Raw genomic sequence first — 18,206 nt, 5'->3', positions numbered from 1 at the left:
ACTTGAGGCCATTCTGGGGGGCGTTGGTTTTTGTTGTAAAATGGATTTTTCCGATTGATTGTGCGGCTTTTTCGATAAGTGGCAGGCGCGATGCTTCCGAATATCTCCACCAAGCAGTTGCAGGCGTTCCTGGCGCTCGAGCAGCACCGGCATTTCACCCAGGCGGCCGAGCGCTGCCATCTGTCGCAATCGGCGTTCAGTGCCGTGATCCAGAAGCTCGAGGCGACCGTCGGCGCCAAGCTGGTCCAGCGCGACACGCGCAACGTCACCCTGACCACCGAAGGCGAACTGTTCGTGGAAGTGGCGCGCACGCTGCTGGCCGACCTTGACGCGGCCTTCACCGACATGGGCGACTTCATCGCGCGGCGCAAGGGCAGGGTGGCGCTGGCCGTGCTGCCATCGCTGGCGGCCAATGGCATGCCCGAGGTCATCGCGCACTACAAGGCCACCTATCCCGGCATCACGGTGCAGCTGTTCGATGCGTTGTCGGACCAATGCCTGCACCTGCTGCGCCAGGGCAGGGTCGATCTGGCGCTGACGGCGCCCGGGGCAAACCTGGCTGAGTTTTCAACCCGCACGCTGTGCAGCGATCCGTTTTTCTTTGTCTGCCGGCGCGATCACCCGCTCGCGCGCAAGCGCAAAATCCGGATGCCGGATCTGGTGGGCTGCGAACTGATTCACCTTGCGCCATCGACCAGCGTGCGCCAGCACGTCGACCAGCTGACGCGGGGGCTCGACGTGCGCCATTCCGGTCTTGAGGTCGAGCACCTGGCTACGGTGGCGGGCCTGATCGGACAGGGACTCGGGGTGAGCCTGGTGCCGGAGCTGACGCTGTTCCAGTTCCGCAGTCTGGACCTGATTGCCATTCCGCTCGATGCAGAGGCCGTGGTGCGCCCGATCCTGATCGTCCAGCGCAAGGACCGGGCGTTATCGCATGCCGCGCAGGGCATGCTCGAATTGATCGAGGCGCGGCTGTCGGCCAGTGGCAGGCAGCGTGGTGCGAAGCCGGTCGATGCGGGGTTGCGACTCTAGCCAACGTGCCGCGGCAAGCCAGGGCGGCTTGCCGCGGCAGACGCCATCAGGCGATGGCGCCGTCGTGTTCCTTGATCATCTTCGCACCGGCACGTGCCGGCGTTGGCGCACGCAGCACCAGCGAGCGGCTGGCGCCAGCGCGCGGTGCGTCGCCATGCCCCACATTGAACACGCTGACCAGCTGCGCCAGCGCTGTCGCCTGCTCCTGCAATGCCGCCGCCGCCGCTGCTGCCTCTTCGACCAGCGCCGCATTCTGCTGCGTGACGCCATCCATCTGCGTGATGGCTTCGTTGACCTGTTCGATGCCGGTCGTTTGCTCGGCACTGGCCGACGCGATGTCGGCCATGATGTCGGTCACACGCCCGATGCCCTGCACGATTTCCTGCATCGTCACGCCGGCTTCGTCGACCAGGTGCCCACCGGCCTCGACCTTCGTGACCGAGTCGCTGATCAGGCCGCGGATTTCTTTCGCTGCAGCGGCCGAGCGCTGCGCGAGGTTGCGCACTTCGCTCGCCACCACCGCAAAACCACGACCCTGTTCGCCAGCACGCGCCGCTTCGACCGCGGCATTCAGCGCCAGAATATTCGTCTGGAACGCGATGCCGTCGATGACGGCGATGATGTCGCCGATCTTCTTTGATGACGCGTTGATCGACGCCATCGTGGACACCACCTGCGACACCACCTCGCCGCCATGCGCGGCGATCTGGGAGGCGTTCCTGGCCAAGACATTGGCCTGGCGTGCATTGTCGGCGTTCTGGCGCACGGTGCTGGTGAGCTCTTCCATCGAGGACGCGGTTTCTTCCAGCGAGCTGGCCTGCTGTTCGGTACGGGAAGACAGGTCCATATTGCCGGATGCGATCTGGCGCGATGCGGTGACGATGTTTTCAGTACCGGCGCGCACTTCGGTGACGGTCTTGTGCAGGCTCCCGTTCATCGTCCTGAGTGCGTCCAGCAGGTCGCCGATTTCATCGCGTGAATCGACCCGGATATCGGCCGTCAGATCGCCGGAAGCAACCCGGCGCGCCAGCCCCACGGCGCGAACGAGCGGAATGGTGATGCTTCGCGCCAGCAGCAAGCCCAGCACAATACTGACGATCAGTGCGACCAAGGCCAGTCCGATCAGGAAGCGTTGCGCCGACTGGTCAAGCAAATCGATGCGCTCATTGGCTGCCTGGAACAGGTTCTGCTGGTAGGCAGCGACTTTCATGACGCTGTCGAGATAGGCGCGCATCTCGGGCATCACTTTCTGTTCGAAATACGCTTGGGACTGCGGATTGTCTTGACCAAGCTCGTTCTTCAGCTTGTAAGCGGTGTTGCGTGCCGCGACATACGCGGCGCGGCGCGTTGCGACGGCGGTAATCAGTGTCTTGCCTTCGGCACTGTCCACGAGCGATTCCAGTTCTTCCTGCACCTTGCTCACGTTGGCGCTGACCGCCTTCATTTCCTGCTCGTGGTACTTCTCGTCTTCTGCAGAAGGGCTCCTGAACCGGGCAATGGTGCTGACCCGGTTGACTGCAACGCCCTGGCTCCAGTCCTTGGCCAGCATGTATTTGTGCGAGGCTTCCGCCATGGCGACTTTGGCATCCTTGATTCGAGATAATTGCCAGACTGCGTTTCCTGCCATCGTGATCATGAGGCTCACGATGATGGCCAATGTAATACCCAGACGAGTTGAAATCTTGAGATCGTTGATTTTCATTTTTATTCCATTCCTGACGATAGGAGACACGATCCAGGTTGCGCCAGCGTACATTTTTGTAAAGACGCGGTAACCGTGTCACAGGATAGGCTCAGCGCTTGCCGCAGAACCGGAAGGAAGAAAAAATGGATGGAATTGTTGCTGCAAGTAAACGAAACAATGTGTGAGTATTACGCTTTCCGGTGTAATGCTCAATTTGGCGTTATCGAAAATACATGTCGGGACGGATCGTGCTGGCATTCAGATCTTCGCCCCGAGCTTGTCCTGTGGCGTGCCTGGCGAGATACCTGACCGCCATGCCACGCACAGTCGCCGCAGCAAGCCAGGGCGGCTTGCCGCGGCAGACACCATCAGGCGATGGCGCCTTCGTGTTCCTTGATCAGCTTGGCACCGGCACGTGTCGGCGCTGGCGCGCGCAGCACCAGCGAGCGGCTGGTGCCAACGCGTGGTGCGTCGCCGTGTCCCAGATTGAACACGCTGACCAGCTCTGCCAGCGATGTCGCCTGCTCCTGCAGCGCCGCCGCCGCGGCTGCCGCTTCCTCGACCAGCCCCGCATTCTGCTGCGTCACGCCGTCCATCTGCGTGATGGCTTCGTTGACCTGCTCGATGCCGGTCGTTTGCTCGGCACTGGCCGACGCGATCTCGGCCATGATGTCGGTCACGCGCCCGATGCCCTGCACGATTTCCTGCATCGTCGTGCCTGCCTCACCCACCAGGCGGCCACCGGCATCGACCTTCGCGACCGAGTCGCTGATCAGGCCCCGGATTTCCTTCGCCGCAGCGGCCGAGCGCTGCGCAAGGTTGCGCACTTCGCTGGCCACGACCGCAAAGCCGCGACCCTGTTCACCGGCGCGCGCTGCTTCCACGGCAGCATTCAGGGCCAGGATATTGGTCTGGAATGCAATGCCGTCGATGACGGCAATGATGTCGCCGATCTTCTTCGACGAGGCGTTGATCGACGCCATCGTGGACACCACCTGCGACACCACGTCGCCGCCATGCAGCGCGATCTGCGACGCGTTCTTGGCCAGCACATTGGCCTGACGCGCGTTGTCGGCGTTCTGGCGCACCGTGCTGGTGATTTCTTCCATCGACGACGCCGTTTCCTCCAGCGAGCTGGCCTGCTGCTCGGTGCGCGACGACAGGTCCATATTGCCCGACGCGATCTGGCGCGATGCGGTGACAATGGTTTCAGTACCAGCGCGCACTTCGGTCACGGTCTTGTGCAGGCTCGTGCTCATCGTCTTGAGGGCGTCCAGCAGGTCACCGACTTCATCACGGGACTCGGTGCGGATTTCAGTGGTCAGGTCGCCGGCAGCAACCTGACGCGCCAGGCTCACGGCACGTTTGAGCGGCGTGGTGATGCTGCGTGCCAGCATCATCCCGAGCACGATACTGACGATCAGCGCGATCAGACTCAGTACGATCAGCGAGCGCCGTGCAGACTGGTCGAGAACCTCGATCTGCTCATTCGCATTCTTGAACAGCATCTGCTGGAAGCCTGCAACTTTATTGACGCTCTCGGTGTAGGCGAGCATCGCCGGCATCACTTTTTGTTCAAAGTATGTCTGGACCTGCGGATTGTCCGGGCCCAGTTCCCGCTTGAGCTTGTAAGCCGCATTGCGCGCGTCGAGGTAGGTCGTGCGACGTGTCGCCACCGTGGCGATCAACGCCTTGCCTTCATCACTTTTTATCAGCGATTCCAGCTCATCCTGTACCTTGCTCACGTTGGCGCTGACCGCCTTCATTTCCTTCTCGTGGTAGGTCTCGTCTTCGGGGGAGGTGCTCTTGAAGCGGGCGATGGTGCTGACCCGGTTGACCGCTACACCCTGGCGCCATTCCGTGGCCAGCATGAATTTTTCAGAGGCCTCAGACATCTCTGTCTTCGCATTTGAAATCTGGAAGAGTTGCCATAGTGCGTTGCCTGCCATGAGGGCCATGAGGCCCACGATAATGGCGAGCGTCGCACCCAGGCGGGTGCCAATCTTGAGGTCCTTGATGTTCATTTCTATTCCATTCCTGACAATAGGGGAGACGATCGTGGGGCCTTCAAGTAATCGTACTTACAGGCAACCCTTGTTGCAGAATAATCTCTGGTTGAGGAGAATTGTCAGCGGGAATGAAAAATTCGTTGAATGTGTTGCGGGGAGTAAACGAAATAATATGTGAACATTACCTTGGGCAGGTAACACGCATAATAACGTTGTAAAGATGATTATTTCATACGCTACAACGGGCCAGGGCGGCCCGTTGCGGCAGACACCATCAGGCGATGGCGTCTTCTTCATCCTCGACCCGCTCAACATCGGCGCGCGATGGTGTGGCGCGGCGTACGGTCAGCGAACGCCCGGCCACTGCTGGCTGCGCAGCCTGGCGCACACCACCCGGCCTGCCATGACCGACATTGAACACGCTGACCAACTCCGCCAGCGTCATCGCCTGCTCCTGCAGCGATGCAGCGGCGGCCGCGGCTTCTTCCACCAGCGCTGCATTCTGCTGCGTCACGCCATCCATCTGCGTGATCGCTTCGTTGACCTGCTCGATGCCGGTCGACTGTTCGGCGCTGGCCGATGTGATGTCCGCCATGATGTCGGTCACGCGCCCGATGCCCTGGACGATTTCCTGCATCGTCACACCGGCTTCATCGACCAGGCGGCCACCGGCCTCGACCTTGGTGACCGAGTCGCTGATCAGGCCGCGGATTTCCTTGGCCGCCGCGGCCGAGCGCTGCGCGAGGTTGCGCACTTCGCTCGCCACCACGGCAAAGCCACGACCCTGCTCACCGGCGCGCGCTGCTTCGACCGCTGCATTCAGGGCCAGGATGTTCGTCTGGAACGCGATGCCGTCGATGACGGCGATGATGTCACCGATCTTCTTCGATGACGCGTTGATCGACGCCATCGTGGCCACCACCTGCGACACCACTTCACCGCCATGCGCCGCGATCTGCGACGCATTCTTGGCCAGCACATTGGCCTGACGCGCATTGTCGGCGTTCTGGCGCACGGTGCTGGTCAGTTCTTCCATCGACGACGCCGTCTCTTCGAGCGAACTGGCTTGCTGCTCGGTGCGCGACGACAGGTCGAGATTGCCCGAGGCGATCTGCTGCGATGCCGTGACGATGGTCTCGGTGCCGGCGCGCACTTCGGTCACGGTCTTGAGCAGGTTGTCATTCATGGTCTTGAGCGCCAGTACCAGGTCGCCCACTTCGTCACGCGATTCGGCGCGGATATCCGCCGTCAGGTCGCCCGAGGCCACCTGGCGCGCCAGGCCCACCGCGTGTGCCAGCGGGCGCGTGATGCTGCGGGTAAGCAACCAGCCGCAGGCCGCACCGATGGCCAGCGCCGCGATGCCCAGGCCGATCAGGATACGCGTTGCCGACACGACGATGGCGTCGATGCTGGTGTCCGCATCAGTGAACAATTGCTCCTGGTAGGTCGCGAGTTTCTCGATGGTGGCAACGTAGATGCGCATTTCGGGAATGACCTTGGTCTCGAAGAACGCCTTGACCTCGGCGTTGTCGGCGCCAAGCGCGCTCTTCATCTTGAAGCCCTCGTTGCGCATGACCGAATACTTGGCGCGTTCGGTCGCGATTTCAGCGAGCAGCGCCTTGCCCTGTTCGCTCTGGACGAGGGATTCGAGCTCTTTCTGCAGCTTGCCGGCCTTGTCGCTGATGACTTTCATCTGCGCGTCGTGGTATTTCTCGTCAGCCGGATCGATGCTCTTGTACTTGGCAACGGTGCTGACGCTGTTGGTGACGGTGCCCTGGCTCCATTCCTTGGCCAGCTTGGCGCGGTAGGACGTTTGCGCCATGGTCTGCTTGGCGTCGGCGATCCGTTCGAGCTGCCAGAAGGCGACGCCCAGCATCAGGACCATCAGGGCGAGCACGGCGGCAAAAGCGCCGCCGAGGCGGACGCCTATTTTGAGATCGTTGATTTTCATAGTATCCGTTCAGGTAGCAAGTGATGCCCCGACAACCTGGTGAAGCCGGGGCGTGCATCATGCCGGGAACGCAAGTGCACAGTGGCAAGCGTAAACGCAGGCAAGCTGATTGGACATCAAAAAATCCGGCAATATCGATAATTGTTGCTTGTGCGAAACAATATGATACTTGGTTGCCATTATCCGATAACGATTGCATATCGGAGTTATCGGCGAGCCAATGTCGATGGATGTACCTGCCATAACGCAGGGCTATGGTCGGTGGCCCCTGTTCAATGCGCTGCCTTCGCTGCCGCATCCATCACACGCAGCAGATTGCCGCTCCACAGCTTGCCCAGATCGGTGTCCGACATCCCGCCAGCCTTGAGCCGCGCGGTGATGCGCGGCAGCAGCGACACGTTGTCCAGTCCAGGGAAACCGCCGCCGCCGTCGAAGTCCGCACCCATGCACACGTGATCGATGCCGGCGACGTCGATCAGGTGCTGCAGCGAGGCCATGTATTGGTCGAAGCTCGTGCTCCACATCGGCGTGACCGCTTCGAGCGCGAGCCACTCCTTGCCCAGCGCCGTCTGCTGCGCCGGGGTCATGCCGCCGATGTGATCGATCTGGTCGAACAGTTCGCTCCGTCGTGGACTCATGCGCATCGTGCCCAGGTAGATGGTCGATGCGCAGACCGCGCCGCCGGCCGCGGCGATGCGGCGGATGCGCGCATCGTCCAGGTTGCGCGGATGGTTGAAGCTCGTGCGCGAACTGGTGTGCGACAGCAGCAGCGGGGCGCGCGACAGGTCCAGCAACTGATCGACGACAGCGTCGGACGCGTGGCTCGCGTCGATCACCATCCCGAGTCGGTTCATCTCGGCCACCCAGTCGCGCCCCAGCGGGCTCAGACCATTCCAGCGCGGCTTGTCGGTCGACGAGTCGGCAAACTGGTTGTTCAGGCTATGCACCACGCCCACCAGGCGCACGCCCTGGCGCTGGAATTCCGCCAGCGCAGTCAGGCTCTCGCCGAGCGGATAGCTGTTCTCGATGCTCTTGAATGCCACCAGCTTGCCGGCCGCGTCGAGGCGGCGCGCTTCGTGCGCGCTCGTGGCCACGCCGATGCGGTCCGCATGGCGCGCGAGCGTGGTGTCGATCAGCGCCGAACGTGCCAGCGCGTGACGGCGCGCGGCGGCAAAGCCGTCCGCCGTCAGCGGCCCCTGTTCGGTATAGATCACGAAGAAACCGCCATCGAGGCTGCCGTCAGCCATGCGGGGCAGGTCGAGTTGTGCGATCTCGGTGGCCGGATCGTGACGGGCACCGAAGTCCCAGCCGGCGCGGCCGAAATGCACGGGCGTGTCGAGGTGCGCGTCGAGTGTCAGCAGCTTGCGGTGTGTCGGATCGATTGGACCCGGCGTCGGCACTGGCGTGGTGCAGCCGGCCAGCAGTGCGCAGGCCAATGCCATGGTGGACGTCATGGTGCGGTTCATTCGGGCGCCTTGATCGGGGTGAAATTCAGGTCCGCGTAATCCCAGCTGAAATCGGCGATGGGCGAGACCGGCTTGAGGGTGATGCGTTCGACCTTGCCGTCCTGGTCGAATGCAAAGCTCAGGTACGCAGGCTCAATGGTCTCGTCGTCGAAGCGCGCGATCCAGGTATCGTATTGCCAGTGCACGAGCGGGCCCGCCATGCGCGGCGTCGAGCCGAAGTCGACCCGCAAACCATTCTTCGCCGCCGCGATGGTGATCTTGCCATACCACGGGTCGGCATACGTCCCGGCCAGCGCCGCCGGCGCCACCAGTGGCGTTGAACGCACCGGTTTGGCGGCGCTGCTCTTCTGCAGCGCGAGGCCTTGTGCGATCTTCTTCGCCTTGTAGGTTTCGAACGTGGCCGGCCAGTCGGCCTTTGGCTTGGCCAGGTAATGGTCGGCCAGCTCATACATCAGGCCCCGTACCAGCTCACCGTCTTCGCTGTTGATCGCAATTGCAAAGCCCACCTTCTGCTCGGGCAGCATCACGACGGCCGTGCCGAAGCCCAGCACCGCGCCGCCATGCCAGACCATGCGCGCGCCGCGGTAGTCCACCACGTCCCAGCCGAGGCCATAGTTGGCGAAGGTCGATTCGATGAGCTTCAGTTCCGGCGGCATCTCGTCGAGCGGCACGGTCATCGATGGCGCCCACATCTGCGCATGCGTGGCCTTGCTGAAGACACGCTTGCCACCCGGCGCGACGCCGCCCGCCAGCTGCGTGTGCAGCCACGCCGCCAGGTCGTTGGCGCTGCTGGCCACGCCGCCGGCGGGCGCCGCGTTGCGGCCCAGGTCATCGCGCTCGTCCAGGCGTACCTGCGTGCCCGCGCCACGCAGCCCGCCATCCATCCGCGCGTGCGGGAAGGCGCGGTTGGCAGTGGCGAAGTTGTCGACGTTGTCGGTGGTGGACAGCCGCATGCCGCTTGGGCGCAGCACGTGCTCGCGCGCATAGGCCTCCCACGGCTGGCCGCTCACTTGCTCGATCAGCTGGCCCGCCACGACATACATCAGGTTCGAATACGCGTAAGTGCTGCGAAAGCTCGTGGCCGGTTTCAGGTAGCGCACGCGGCGCACTGTCTCGGCGCGCGACAGGTTCGTGCGCGGCACGAACAGCAGGTCGCCCGCGCCGTACCCCAGGCCGGCGCGGTGTGTCAGCAGGTCGCGGATCGTGAGTTCGCGCGTGACCCACGGGTCGTACATCTGGAAGGCGGGCAGGTGGTCGGTCACCTTGTCGTCCCACGTGAGCTTGCCGGCATCGACCAGCGTGGCCAGTGCGGCTGCCGTCATCGCCTTGGTGGTCGAGCCGATCGGGAACAGCGTGTCGCCGTCGACGGGCGCCGGCGCGCCCAGCTGGCGCACACCGAAGCCGCGCGCCAGCGTCGTCTTGCCGTCTTCGACGATGGCGATGGCCAGGCCCGGCGTACCCACACGCTGGCGCAGCGCCTCGACGCGGGCTTCGAAGCCGGCCGGCGGCGCGGCCAGCGCAGGGGTGCAGGCAAGCGCCAGCAAAATGGAAGGAACAAGACAAGGGCAGTTCATGGCATCTCCAGGCAAGCGTCGAGCAGGCGGTCAAAATCGGCGCCGCCGCGCATCGGATCGGCAACAGGGTACGGCAAACGGCGGGCATGCGCCTCGATGGAGGCCTGCGCAGCTGCGGCATCCATGCCGCCGGTATTGAGCGCGATGCCGATGCAGCGGATTGCCGGATTGGTCACGCGTCCGAGCACGATCGTCTGCTCGATGACGGTCTCGATCGACGGCAATGGCGAACCCGGATACCCGAGCTGGTGGCTGCGCGCCGGGTCGTGGCAGACCACGAACATGTCGGGCTGGCTGCCATGCAGCAGGCCGAGCGAGACACCGGCAAATGCGGGATGAAACAGCGAGCCCTGGCCCTCGATCACGTCGATGTGCCCGGGCGCCGCCGCTGGGCTCAGCATCTCGGCCGCGCCAGCCACGAAGTCCGACACCACGGCGTCGATCGGCATGCCGCTGCCAGCGATCATGATGCCGGTCTGGCCGGTGGCGCGAAAGGTCACGTCCAGGCCGCGTGCGGCGAGGCCACGACTGAGCGCAAGCGCGGTGTATTTCTTGCCCAGTGCGCAGTCGGTGCCGACCGTGAGGATGCGCCGGCCCGTGCGTGGCCGCCCGCTGGCGATGGGGATGTCGGCAGGCGGCGTGCGCACGTCGATCAGGCGCCGGCCGTGGCGCGCCGCGGCGTCCTTCAGCACGGCGAACTGGTCGAGGCGCACGTGCATGCCCGAGACGATGTCCAGGCCTGCCGCCAGCGCCTCGGCCAGCGCCGGCACCCAGCTTGCGGGGATCGTGCCGCCTGGCGCGGCCACGCCGATGACGATGGTGGTCGCGCCCCGCGCTGCGGCCTGCCTGGCGCTGAGCCCGGGCAGGCCGGTGGTTACCGTGGCACCTGGCAGGCGCAGCTCTCCCACGCAGCGCTCACTGGCCCAGTCGCGCAGGCCAAAGGCGGTCTTGGCGAAACCGGATTCGGTCACGTCGCCCAGAAACAGCAGGCAGCGGCCAACGGCACGTGCGTCGTTCGATGCGGGCGCCATCAATACTCCTTGATCAGCGTGAAACCGAGCGTGCGCGGCGCGATCACGCCGGTGCCGAGCGCGCCATTCGGATGGACGAAGCCGCCGTTGGCCAGCAACGATGCGGTGGACGTCCGGCCGTCGCTGTTGCCCAGGTTCTTGCCGTACAGTTCAACCGTCCAGGCGCCCAGTTCGACGCCGGCGTGGGCGTCGAACACGTTGTACGACGGGATCTCGCGCTGGCGGCCATTGGCCGTGCGGTAGTCGAAGTCGAACGATGCGAACTGCCCCGCGATGCGGCGCACCGAGACGCCGGCGTAGGCGGGCGTGGTGTCGCGGATCGTCCAGCGATAGTCGGCCAGCAGCGCGGCCGTGTACTTCGGCGAGAAGGGCAGGCGGTCGCCCTTGAAGCCGCCCACCAGCGGATCGGTCGCACCGTCGAGGCGCGCCTTGTTCCAGGCGCCGTTGGCCGACAGGCGCAGGCCACGCATCGGGCGGAAGCCCGCGCTGATCTCGACGCCGTCGGCGGTGGCGCCGGCGCCGTTGGTGTTCACGCCAAACCCGTTGACCACCGCCAGCAGCTGGATGTCCTTCCATTTGATGTGGAAGGCCGACAGGTCGAGGGACCACATGCCGTCCACCGTCTGGGTCTTGATGCCGGCCTCGTAGCTCATCACGCTGTCCGAATCATAGGTGGCGGGCGTGCCGGGGCCGGGATTGGGCGGCAGCACGTTCGGCCCGCCGGGCCGGAAACCCTTGGCCGCGCGCGCATACACGGCGCTGCGTTCGCTGAACTTGCGCTTGAGCGCTACGGCATAGGTAAACACGCCTTCGGACGAATCGGCGCGGTTGTCGGCCGGGCCACCGGCCAGGGCGCCGTCGCCGATCTGGCGGGCGTCCTGCTTGTTGTGGCTATAGCGCCCGCCGACATCGAGGTCGTACACGGGCGTGAGGTGGAGGGTCGTGTTGGCAAACGCCGCCACCTCGCGGTAGTTCGAGCGCAGGCGGATGTCGGCCAGCAGCGGCAGGCCGGTTGCCGGTGTCATCGAGCCTGGCACGACGGCGTGGTAGCGCTGCGCGATCGCGCCTTTTTCATCGGTGTAGTACAAGCCGGCCAGCCAGTCGAACCGCTTGCCGGCGTTGGAACTCAGGCGCAGCTCCTGCGTGAATTTTTTCAGTTCGGTTTCCTGGCCCAGATACAGCTCATTGGGTACGCCGAACACACCTTCGACCAGCTCGCTCAGGTTGAAGCTGACGTCTTCGCGCGCGAACTGCTTTTGCGTGCTGTAGCTGGTCGACGAGGTCAGGCTGGCTGGCCCCAGGTTCCAGTTGGCGGTGCCATTGAAGACGCGGTAGTGGATGTCGCGCATGTGCGGTATGAACTGCGATTGCGTCGGGCGGCCATACAGCGTCTCGAGCGTGTCCGGGTCGCTCTCCACGGTACCGGGTGCATCGGTGGCGATGTTCTGCGCCACGGCGCTCAGGCGCAGGTCGAATGTGGTACTCGGTTTGTACAGCAGCGAAGCGCGCCCGCCGTAGTTGCGGGCGCCGTTGATGTTGCGTTCGATGTCCGAGCCGGCGGTGCCGATCGAATCGATAAAGCCAGGCTCCTTCTGGTACGAGCCGGACATGCGCAGCGCCACCGTGTCGCTGAGCGGCGTGTTGACCACCAGGTTCGAGCGGTACGACACCTTGCCGCCGTCGACCGTCGCCGCGCCCAGCCGCGCGCGCAGTGCGAAGCGGTCCAGCTCCGGTGCATTGGTCACGAACTTGACCAGGCCACCGAGCGAGCTGGCGCCGTACAGCGCGCCCTGCGGCCCGCGCAAGACCTCGATGCGGGCCAGGTCGAACGTGTCGAAGTCGCCCGCCAGGATCGCGCCATTGGCCAGGCCACTGCTCGAACCGAACGGCGTTTCGTCGAGGTAGACCGCGACGGTCGATGCCACGCCGCCCGTGTCCAGTCCGCGCAGCACGAGCCGGCCTTCGCCGGGCGTGCTTTGCACCAGTTGCAGGCTGGGCACGAGTTTCAGGTAATCGGCAAAGCCGGTGGCCTGGTGCCTGTCGAGCGTGTCGCCGCCCACCACCGACATCGATTGCGGCACGTCGACCATCGTCTGCGCGCGTTTTTGCGCCGTCACGACGACTTGCTGGACGTCGTCCTGCGGCGCGGCCTGTTCTGCGGCGAAGGCTTGCGATATGGCGCCCGATACGGCCAGCGCCATGGAAGTCACTGCGATGCGGCCTGCTACTGTTGCCATGTGAATCTCTCCCGGTAGTCGTTGTGATTAGGGTGCGGATGGTGCGGGCGTCATTGCGTGCAGGCGGTCCGCCGCCTGCATCGGCTGGTGCAGGCGCCACAGCAGGCCGGCGGCGATCGCCGACAGCAGCGCGAGCAGGGCGAAGAACACCCCTGGGGCAAAGCGGCTCCACAGGCTGCCCACCAGGCCGGCCGCCAGGCTGCCGGAGAAGGTGACGAGGAACCACGCCGCCACCGTCGTGCTGCCCAGATGGCGCGGCGCCAGGCGGGCAAACAGACCCAGGCCGGTCGGCAGGATGAACAGCTCGCCGATCGTCAACACCAGAAAGAACAGCACGAGCCAGATCCAGCCCGTGACCTGGCCATTCGCGGTCCAGCCCACCACCGCCAGCAGCAGATAGGCCAGCGCCACGATCAGCGCGCCACACGCCATGCGCCGCAGCGGCGCCTGGTCGATGCCGGCCGCCGCGCGGCGGTGCCAGTAAGCCAGCAGGGGCGGCGTGAGCAGCATCACGAACAGTGGATTGAGCGACTGGAACCAGGTCATCGGAATCAGAAAGCCCCCGGCCGCACGATCGACGCCGCTGTCGGCCCACAACGCGACCGTGTTGCCGACCTGCTCGTAGGCGGCGCGAAACACCGTGACGGCCAGGCCGATCCCGATCAGCACCAGGATCGTTTCGCGGCCCAGGCCACGCGGTGCTTCCGTTGTCGCCGTGGATCTGGCGGGCAGGGTCTCGGGCGGCAGGTAGCGTGCTCCGCCGACATAGATGGCAAGGCCGAGCAGCATGCCGATGCCGGCCAGGCCGAAACCGTAATGCCAGCCATACAGCTCGCCCACCGTGCCGCAGATCAGCGGTGCCAGGAAGCCGCCGATATTGATCCCAACGTAATACACATTGAAGGCCCAGCCACGGCGCGCGTCGCCGCGCGCATACAGGTCGCCGACCTGGCTTGGCAGCGTGGGCAAGAACAGGCCGTTGCCCAGCGCAATGGTGGCCAGTGCCAGGTAGAACAGGGCGTCGAAGGTCATCATGAAGTGGCCGGCCGCCATGACCGAGGCGCCGATGATGATGGCGCGCCGCTTGCCCAGGACACGGTCTGCCAGCATGCCGCCGAGGATCGGCGTGAAATAAGCGGCGGCCGTGTAGGCACCGTAGATGAACGAGGCGTGCGCCTGCCCGAACAGCAGTTCCTTGGTCATGAAGTAGACCAGCAGCGCGCGCATGCCGTAGTACGAGAACTGTTCCCACATATTCGTCAGGAACAGCACCGTCAGGCCGCGCGGATGGCCGAACCACGTGGGCTGGATCTGCATCGTGCCGGTCATGCCGTGGCCCTCGCTGCGCCGCCCCAGACGTCGGGGCCCGACCAGACATTGCCAGCGAAGTACTCGACGCCCGGACGGCGATCGGCCGCCAGGAAGATCGGGCCATCCAGGTCGACGATGTCGCATTCCTGGCCCAGCACGAAGCTCGGGGCCATCGCCAGGCTCGATCCGCCCATATTGCCGACCATGACCTGCAGGCCCAGGCGCCGCGCTTCCTGCGCCATCAGCAGGCCCTCGGTCAGGCCGCCGCATTTGTCGAGCTTGATGTTGACGATGTCGTAGCGCCCGACGCTGGCGGCGATGTCGTCCAGCGACTGGATGCTTTCGTCACCCGCGAGCGGAATCGGCGAGCGCAGGCCTTCCAGGCTGGCTTCGTCACCGCGCGCCAGAGGCTGTTCGAGCAGGGCCACGTCCTGTTCCACGAGGCCGGCAATCAGCGCATCGATCTGGCCTACCGTAAAACCCTGATTGCCGTCGACGCCCAGCCAGACCTCGGGCCGCGCGGCGCGGATCGCCGCCACGCGCGCCAGGTCGAGTGCCAGGTCGCCCGTCAGCTTGATCTTGATCGAGCGCGCCTGCGCGTGGCGCTGCGCGGTGGCGGCCATCGCCGATGGCGTGTCAGCGCCGAGCGTGAAGGTCGTGCGCAGCGGCCGTGGCGCGCGCTTGCCGGCCAGCTCCCAGACCGGCACGCCGGCGCGCGCCGCCTCCAGCTCCCACAGCGCGCAGTCGACGGCATTGCGCGCGCCGCCGGGCGGCAGGATCGCGCGCAACTCGTCGCGCGTGGGACCGGCGGCGATCGCGGCGCTGGCGCCATCGAGTTGCGCCAGCATGTGCGGCACGTCGTCGCCCAGGTAATACACGCCGCCGCCTTCGCCGCGCCCGCTGTGGCGGCCATCGCCCAGCGTCACGACGACGACGTTGAACGCGTCGAACAGATAGCCCGAGATGCGAAACGGCGTGGTCAAACGCAGCTTCTCGACGGCGATCGATACGGTGAGGCGGGCCATCAGTAGGCCACCGTCATGGACAGCAGGCCAAAGCGCAGGCAGACATAAGCGATCAGCAGCGCCGAAGCCAGGAACAGCACGCTCCACACGCGGCGCAGGCGACCCTGGCCAGGCGCGAACGCCAGTTGCAGATTGCGCGCGCCGGCCAGCAGCGCCGCCACGAAGGCCAGCAAGCCGCCGATCTGCAGGATCCACAGCCAAGGGTCGAGTGAGGCGGTGGCGTATTTGAGGCTGATATCGAATACCGACACGATGCCTACCCAGCCGGCCAGCACCGCCAGGCAGGCTGCAGCCGCGATGCGCGTGGCCAGCGCCGCGCTGCGCGCCGGGCCGGTCAACACATGCTGCAGCTTGAAGCGGCGGCGCACGATCCAGCCGGCCGGCATGGCCAGTACCGCGAACACGAACACGGCCAGCGCCGCGCCAACGGCCGGCAGCAGCCAGGCGCCGTTCTTCCCGGCCGGGACGGGTTCCATGACCATGAACGGCGACATGAAGTCCATGCTCCAGCGGATTACGCGATCGTTGACGACGTGCGCCGCGAGGCGGTCTTCGCCATTGCGGTCGCGCCAGACGAACGGCGCAATCTCGACCCATTCGCGGGGCCGGCCATTGGTCCCCACCATGGCCGGGATGACGAGCGCACCCTTGTCGTCAACGGTCACCTTGACCTGGCCGAGCAGGTCGAAGATGGCGAAGAAGTTGGTTTCGGCGCGGCGGCTGCTTTCCCACGAGCCGGTCATCATCTGCGCGTGTTGCGCGGCGAACTTCGCGTCGACGCGCCCATCGGGCGGCAGCGTGGAAGGGAGGTAGCGGTCCGAGAAGTCCTGGAACAGGGCGCTGCGCAGCGGATTGGAGGCGCCTTCGCGCCCGCTGCTGTTGACCGACAGGTACAGGCCGACGCCATCGTCCATGTACAGGTGCAGCGACGTGTGGAACGCTTCGGTGTCGCCCAGGTGGGCGATCACGCTGCGGCCATTGACGTTGGTTTCGAAAAAGCCCAGTTCCATGCGGTTGAGCGGTGGCAGCAGGGACGCGGGGTTGACCTTGTCCAGCGAACTGCTGTGCATCGCGTTGGCGGTAGCCTCGGACAGGATGCGGGCGCCGTTGAACTGGCCTTTCTGCAGGTGCGCGATCATGAAGTTGGCCATGTCGGTGCCGCTGGCCGACAGGCCGCCGGCCGGCGCCGAGTTGACGACTTCGAAGCCCAGCGACGGCTGGCCCGGCTTGCTGTAGCCGGTGGCCGCCAGCGGCGCCAGTGCAGGCGGCAGTGGCTGGCGGAAGCTCGCGGTGCGCATGTTCAGCGGTGCGAAGATGCGCTGCTCGACATAATCGTCGAACGACATGCCGGCAATGCGCCCGACGATGTAGCCGGCCAGCGAGGTGGCGTAGTTGGAGTAGGCGGGCGTGGTGCCGGCGTCAAAGATGCGCGCCGGGACGCGCTCCTTGAGCAGTTCACCGAGCGGGCGGATATCCGCCTTGTCATAGACGATCAGGTACTTTACCGACTCTTCGAAACCAGCGGTGTGGGTCATGATCTGGCGCATCGTGACGGGCTTGCCGGCGCGCGGGGCGATCTTGAAATCCAGGTACCCGTTGATGTCGGCATCCAGATCGAGCTTGCCCTGTTCGACCAGTTGCATGACGGCGGTCCAGGTCACGAGCTTGGAGACCGAGCCGGGCCGGAACAGCGTGCGCTCCGGGTCGACCGGTGTGCGCTTGTCGACGTCGGCGTAACCGAAGCCGCGCGCGGTGAGGATCTGGCCGTCCTTGACCACGACAACCACTGCGCCGGGGATGTCGCTCTTGTTCAACGCGAACGGCATGTAGCCGTCGAGCCAGGTGTCGACATCCGTCTTGTCGAGCGTTTTGCCATTGCCGGCGCGGGGTGCCGCAACCAGTGTTGGCGGCGGCCCGGATGGCGGCGTTACCGCCGGCTTCGCGCCAGCAGGCGAGGGCGGCACGGCCGGGGCCTGGGGCGCTTGTTGTGCGGCGGCGCCGGCACTCCAGCAGACAACGCTCATCAAGACCATCTTCAGAAATCTCATCAAGGCTCCCTATCCATACGGTTGATTGCGGTCGATCGGGCCAGCCTATAAAATAAAGCTTGATCCGAGTATTTTTCTCTGATTAGAGAAATATCTACCCAATCGGAAACCATGTCAACACTTTATGATTGCCGTCCATGACCTCTGAATCCCCGACCCTTGGCGCGTTGATCCGCGGCCTGCGCAGCCGCAAGGGGTGGACGCTGAAAGAAATGAGCGCAAACAGCGGCATCCCGGTCTCCACGCTGTCGAAGGTGGAGCACGGCCAGCTGACGCTCAGCTACGACAAGCTGTACCAACTGAGCCAAAAGCTCGGCATGCGCATGTCCGAGTTATTTGCCGAAGAAGACAAGGGGGCAGACACGCCAGTGACGGCGCGGCGCAGCATCGGCGACCTGGCCAGCGCGGTGCGGGTGGAGACGCCCAACTACGACTACCACTACCTGTGCGCGGAGCTGCGCCGCAAGCGGATGATTCCCGTGATCGCGCGCATCCGCGCCAAGTCGGTCAAGCAGTTCGGGCAGCTGGTGCATCACTCGGGCGAAGAATTCACGTACGTGCTCAAGGGCGCGGTCGTGCTGCACAGCGAGTTCTACGATCCGGTGGTGCTCAGGGAAGGGCAGTCGATCTACTTCGACTCGAGCATGGGGCACGCGTACTTGGCGCCGGAAGGGTGCGACGAGGCCGAGGTGCTGACCGTGATGTCGAGCGAGGATGAGGAGCAGATGCAGGCGATCATGTCGTCGCACACGCCGGCGCAGTCGACGACCGACGGCGCGCCAGCGGTGGCGGCAAAGCCGGTCAAGCCCCGCAAGCGCAGCAGGCAGGATGGGTAGCC

The 18,206-nt window shown here is 65.0% G+C and carries 12 protein-coding genes; 2 read left to right on the top strand and 10 right to left on the bottom strand.

Features of this window, described 5'->3' with window-relative positions; genetic code table 11:
- Positions 1-90: 90 nt before the first annotated feature.
- Positions 91-1,032 (top strand): LysR family transcriptional regulator, encoded by a 942-nt coding sequence (locus AC1MGT_RS05675; RefSeq protein ID WP_499503365.1) that lies wholly within the window; start codon positions 91-93, stop codon positions 1,030-1,032.
- A 46-nt stretch (positions 1,033-1,078) separates the two neighbouring features.
- On the opposite strand, the gene AC1MGT_RS05670 is transcribed toward AC1MGT_RS05675, so the two are convergent.
- The 10 genes from AC1MGT_RS05670 to AC1MGT_RS05625 all read right to left on the bottom strand — a co-directional run bounded on the left by AC1MGT_RS05670 (position 1,079) and on the right by AC1MGT_RS05625 (position 17,368).
- A complete protein-coding gene (locus AC1MGT_RS05670) occupies positions 1,079-2,734 on the bottom strand; it encodes a methyl-accepting chemotaxis protein (protein WP_499503364.1) in 1,656 nt (551 codons plus the stop codon).
- Between the two features lie 350 nt (positions 2,735-3,084).
- The gene (locus AC1MGT_RS05665) at positions 3,085-4,740 is read right to left on the bottom strand and encodes a methyl-accepting chemotaxis protein (RefSeq protein ID WP_499503363.1); all 1,656 of its coding nucleotides are present in this window, start codon (positions 4,738-4,740) and stop codon (positions 3,085-3,087) included.
- Positions 4,741-4,999: 259 nt separating this feature from the next.
- Positions 5,000-6,676, bottom strand: coding sequence for a methyl-accepting chemotaxis protein (locus AC1MGT_RS05660; RefSeq protein ID WP_499503362.1), 1,677 nt, complete (start codon positions 6,674-6,676; stop codon positions 5,000-5,002).
- 272 nt (positions 6,677-6,948) lie between these two features.
- A complete protein-coding gene (locus tag AC1MGT_RS05655) occupies positions 6,949-8,142 on the bottom strand; it encodes a dipeptidase (protein ID WP_499503361.1) in 1,194 nt (397 codons plus the stop codon).
- Entirely contained in the window at positions 8,139-9,716 is a 1,578-nt protein-coding gene (locus tag AC1MGT_RS05650; RefSeq protein ID WP_499503360.1) for a serine hydrolase, read from the bottom strand. Before AC1MGT_RS05650 ends, AC1MGT_RS05655 begins: the two co-directional genes overlap by 4 nt.
- Entirely contained in the window at positions 9,713-10,747 is a 1,035-nt protein-coding gene (locus AC1MGT_RS05645) for an N-acetyltransferase DgcN family protein (RefSeq protein WP_499503359.1), read from the bottom strand. Before AC1MGT_RS05645 ends, AC1MGT_RS05650 begins: the two co-directional genes overlap by 4 nt.
- Positions 10,747-12,984 (bottom strand): TonB-dependent receptor, encoded by a 2,238-nt coding sequence (locus tag AC1MGT_RS05640; protein WP_499503358.1) that lies wholly within the window; start codon positions 12,982-12,984, stop codon positions 10,747-10,749. The genes AC1MGT_RS05645 and AC1MGT_RS05640 overlap by 1 nt, the downstream gene beginning before the upstream one ends.
- 27 nt (positions 12,985-13,011) lie before the next feature.
- A complete protein-coding gene (locus AC1MGT_RS05635; protein WP_499503357.1) occupies positions 13,012-14,313 on the bottom strand; it encodes a peptide MFS transporter in 1,302 nt (433 codons plus the stop codon).
- The gene (locus AC1MGT_RS05630) at positions 14,310-15,320 is read right to left on the bottom strand and encodes a dipeptide epimerase (protein WP_499503356.1); all 1,011 of its coding nucleotides are present in this window, start codon (positions 15,318-15,320) and stop codon (positions 14,310-14,312) included. Before AC1MGT_RS05630 ends, AC1MGT_RS05635 begins: the two co-directional genes overlap by 4 nt.
- Entirely contained in the window at positions 15,320-17,368 is a 2,049-nt protein-coding gene (locus AC1MGT_RS05625; protein ID WP_499503355.1) for a serine hydrolase domain-containing protein, read from the bottom strand. Before AC1MGT_RS05625 ends, AC1MGT_RS05630 begins: the two co-directional genes overlap by 1 nt.
- A 137-nt stretch (positions 17,369-17,505) precedes the next feature.
- Between AC1MGT_RS05625 and AC1MGT_RS05620 the strand changes: the two genes are divergently transcribed.
- The gene (locus AC1MGT_RS05620; protein WP_499503354.1) at positions 17,506-18,204 is read left to right on the top strand and encodes a helix-turn-helix domain-containing protein; all 699 of its coding nucleotides are present in this window, start codon (positions 17,506-17,508) and stop codon (positions 18,202-18,204) included.
- Positions 18,205-18,206 lie beyond the last annotated feature (2 nt).

It is taken from the genome of Telluria sp. BA11 (assembly GCF_056680305.1).
The sequence above is the reverse complement of the archived record's forward strand: the minus strand, read 5'-3'. Positions and strand labels throughout refer to the sequence as shown.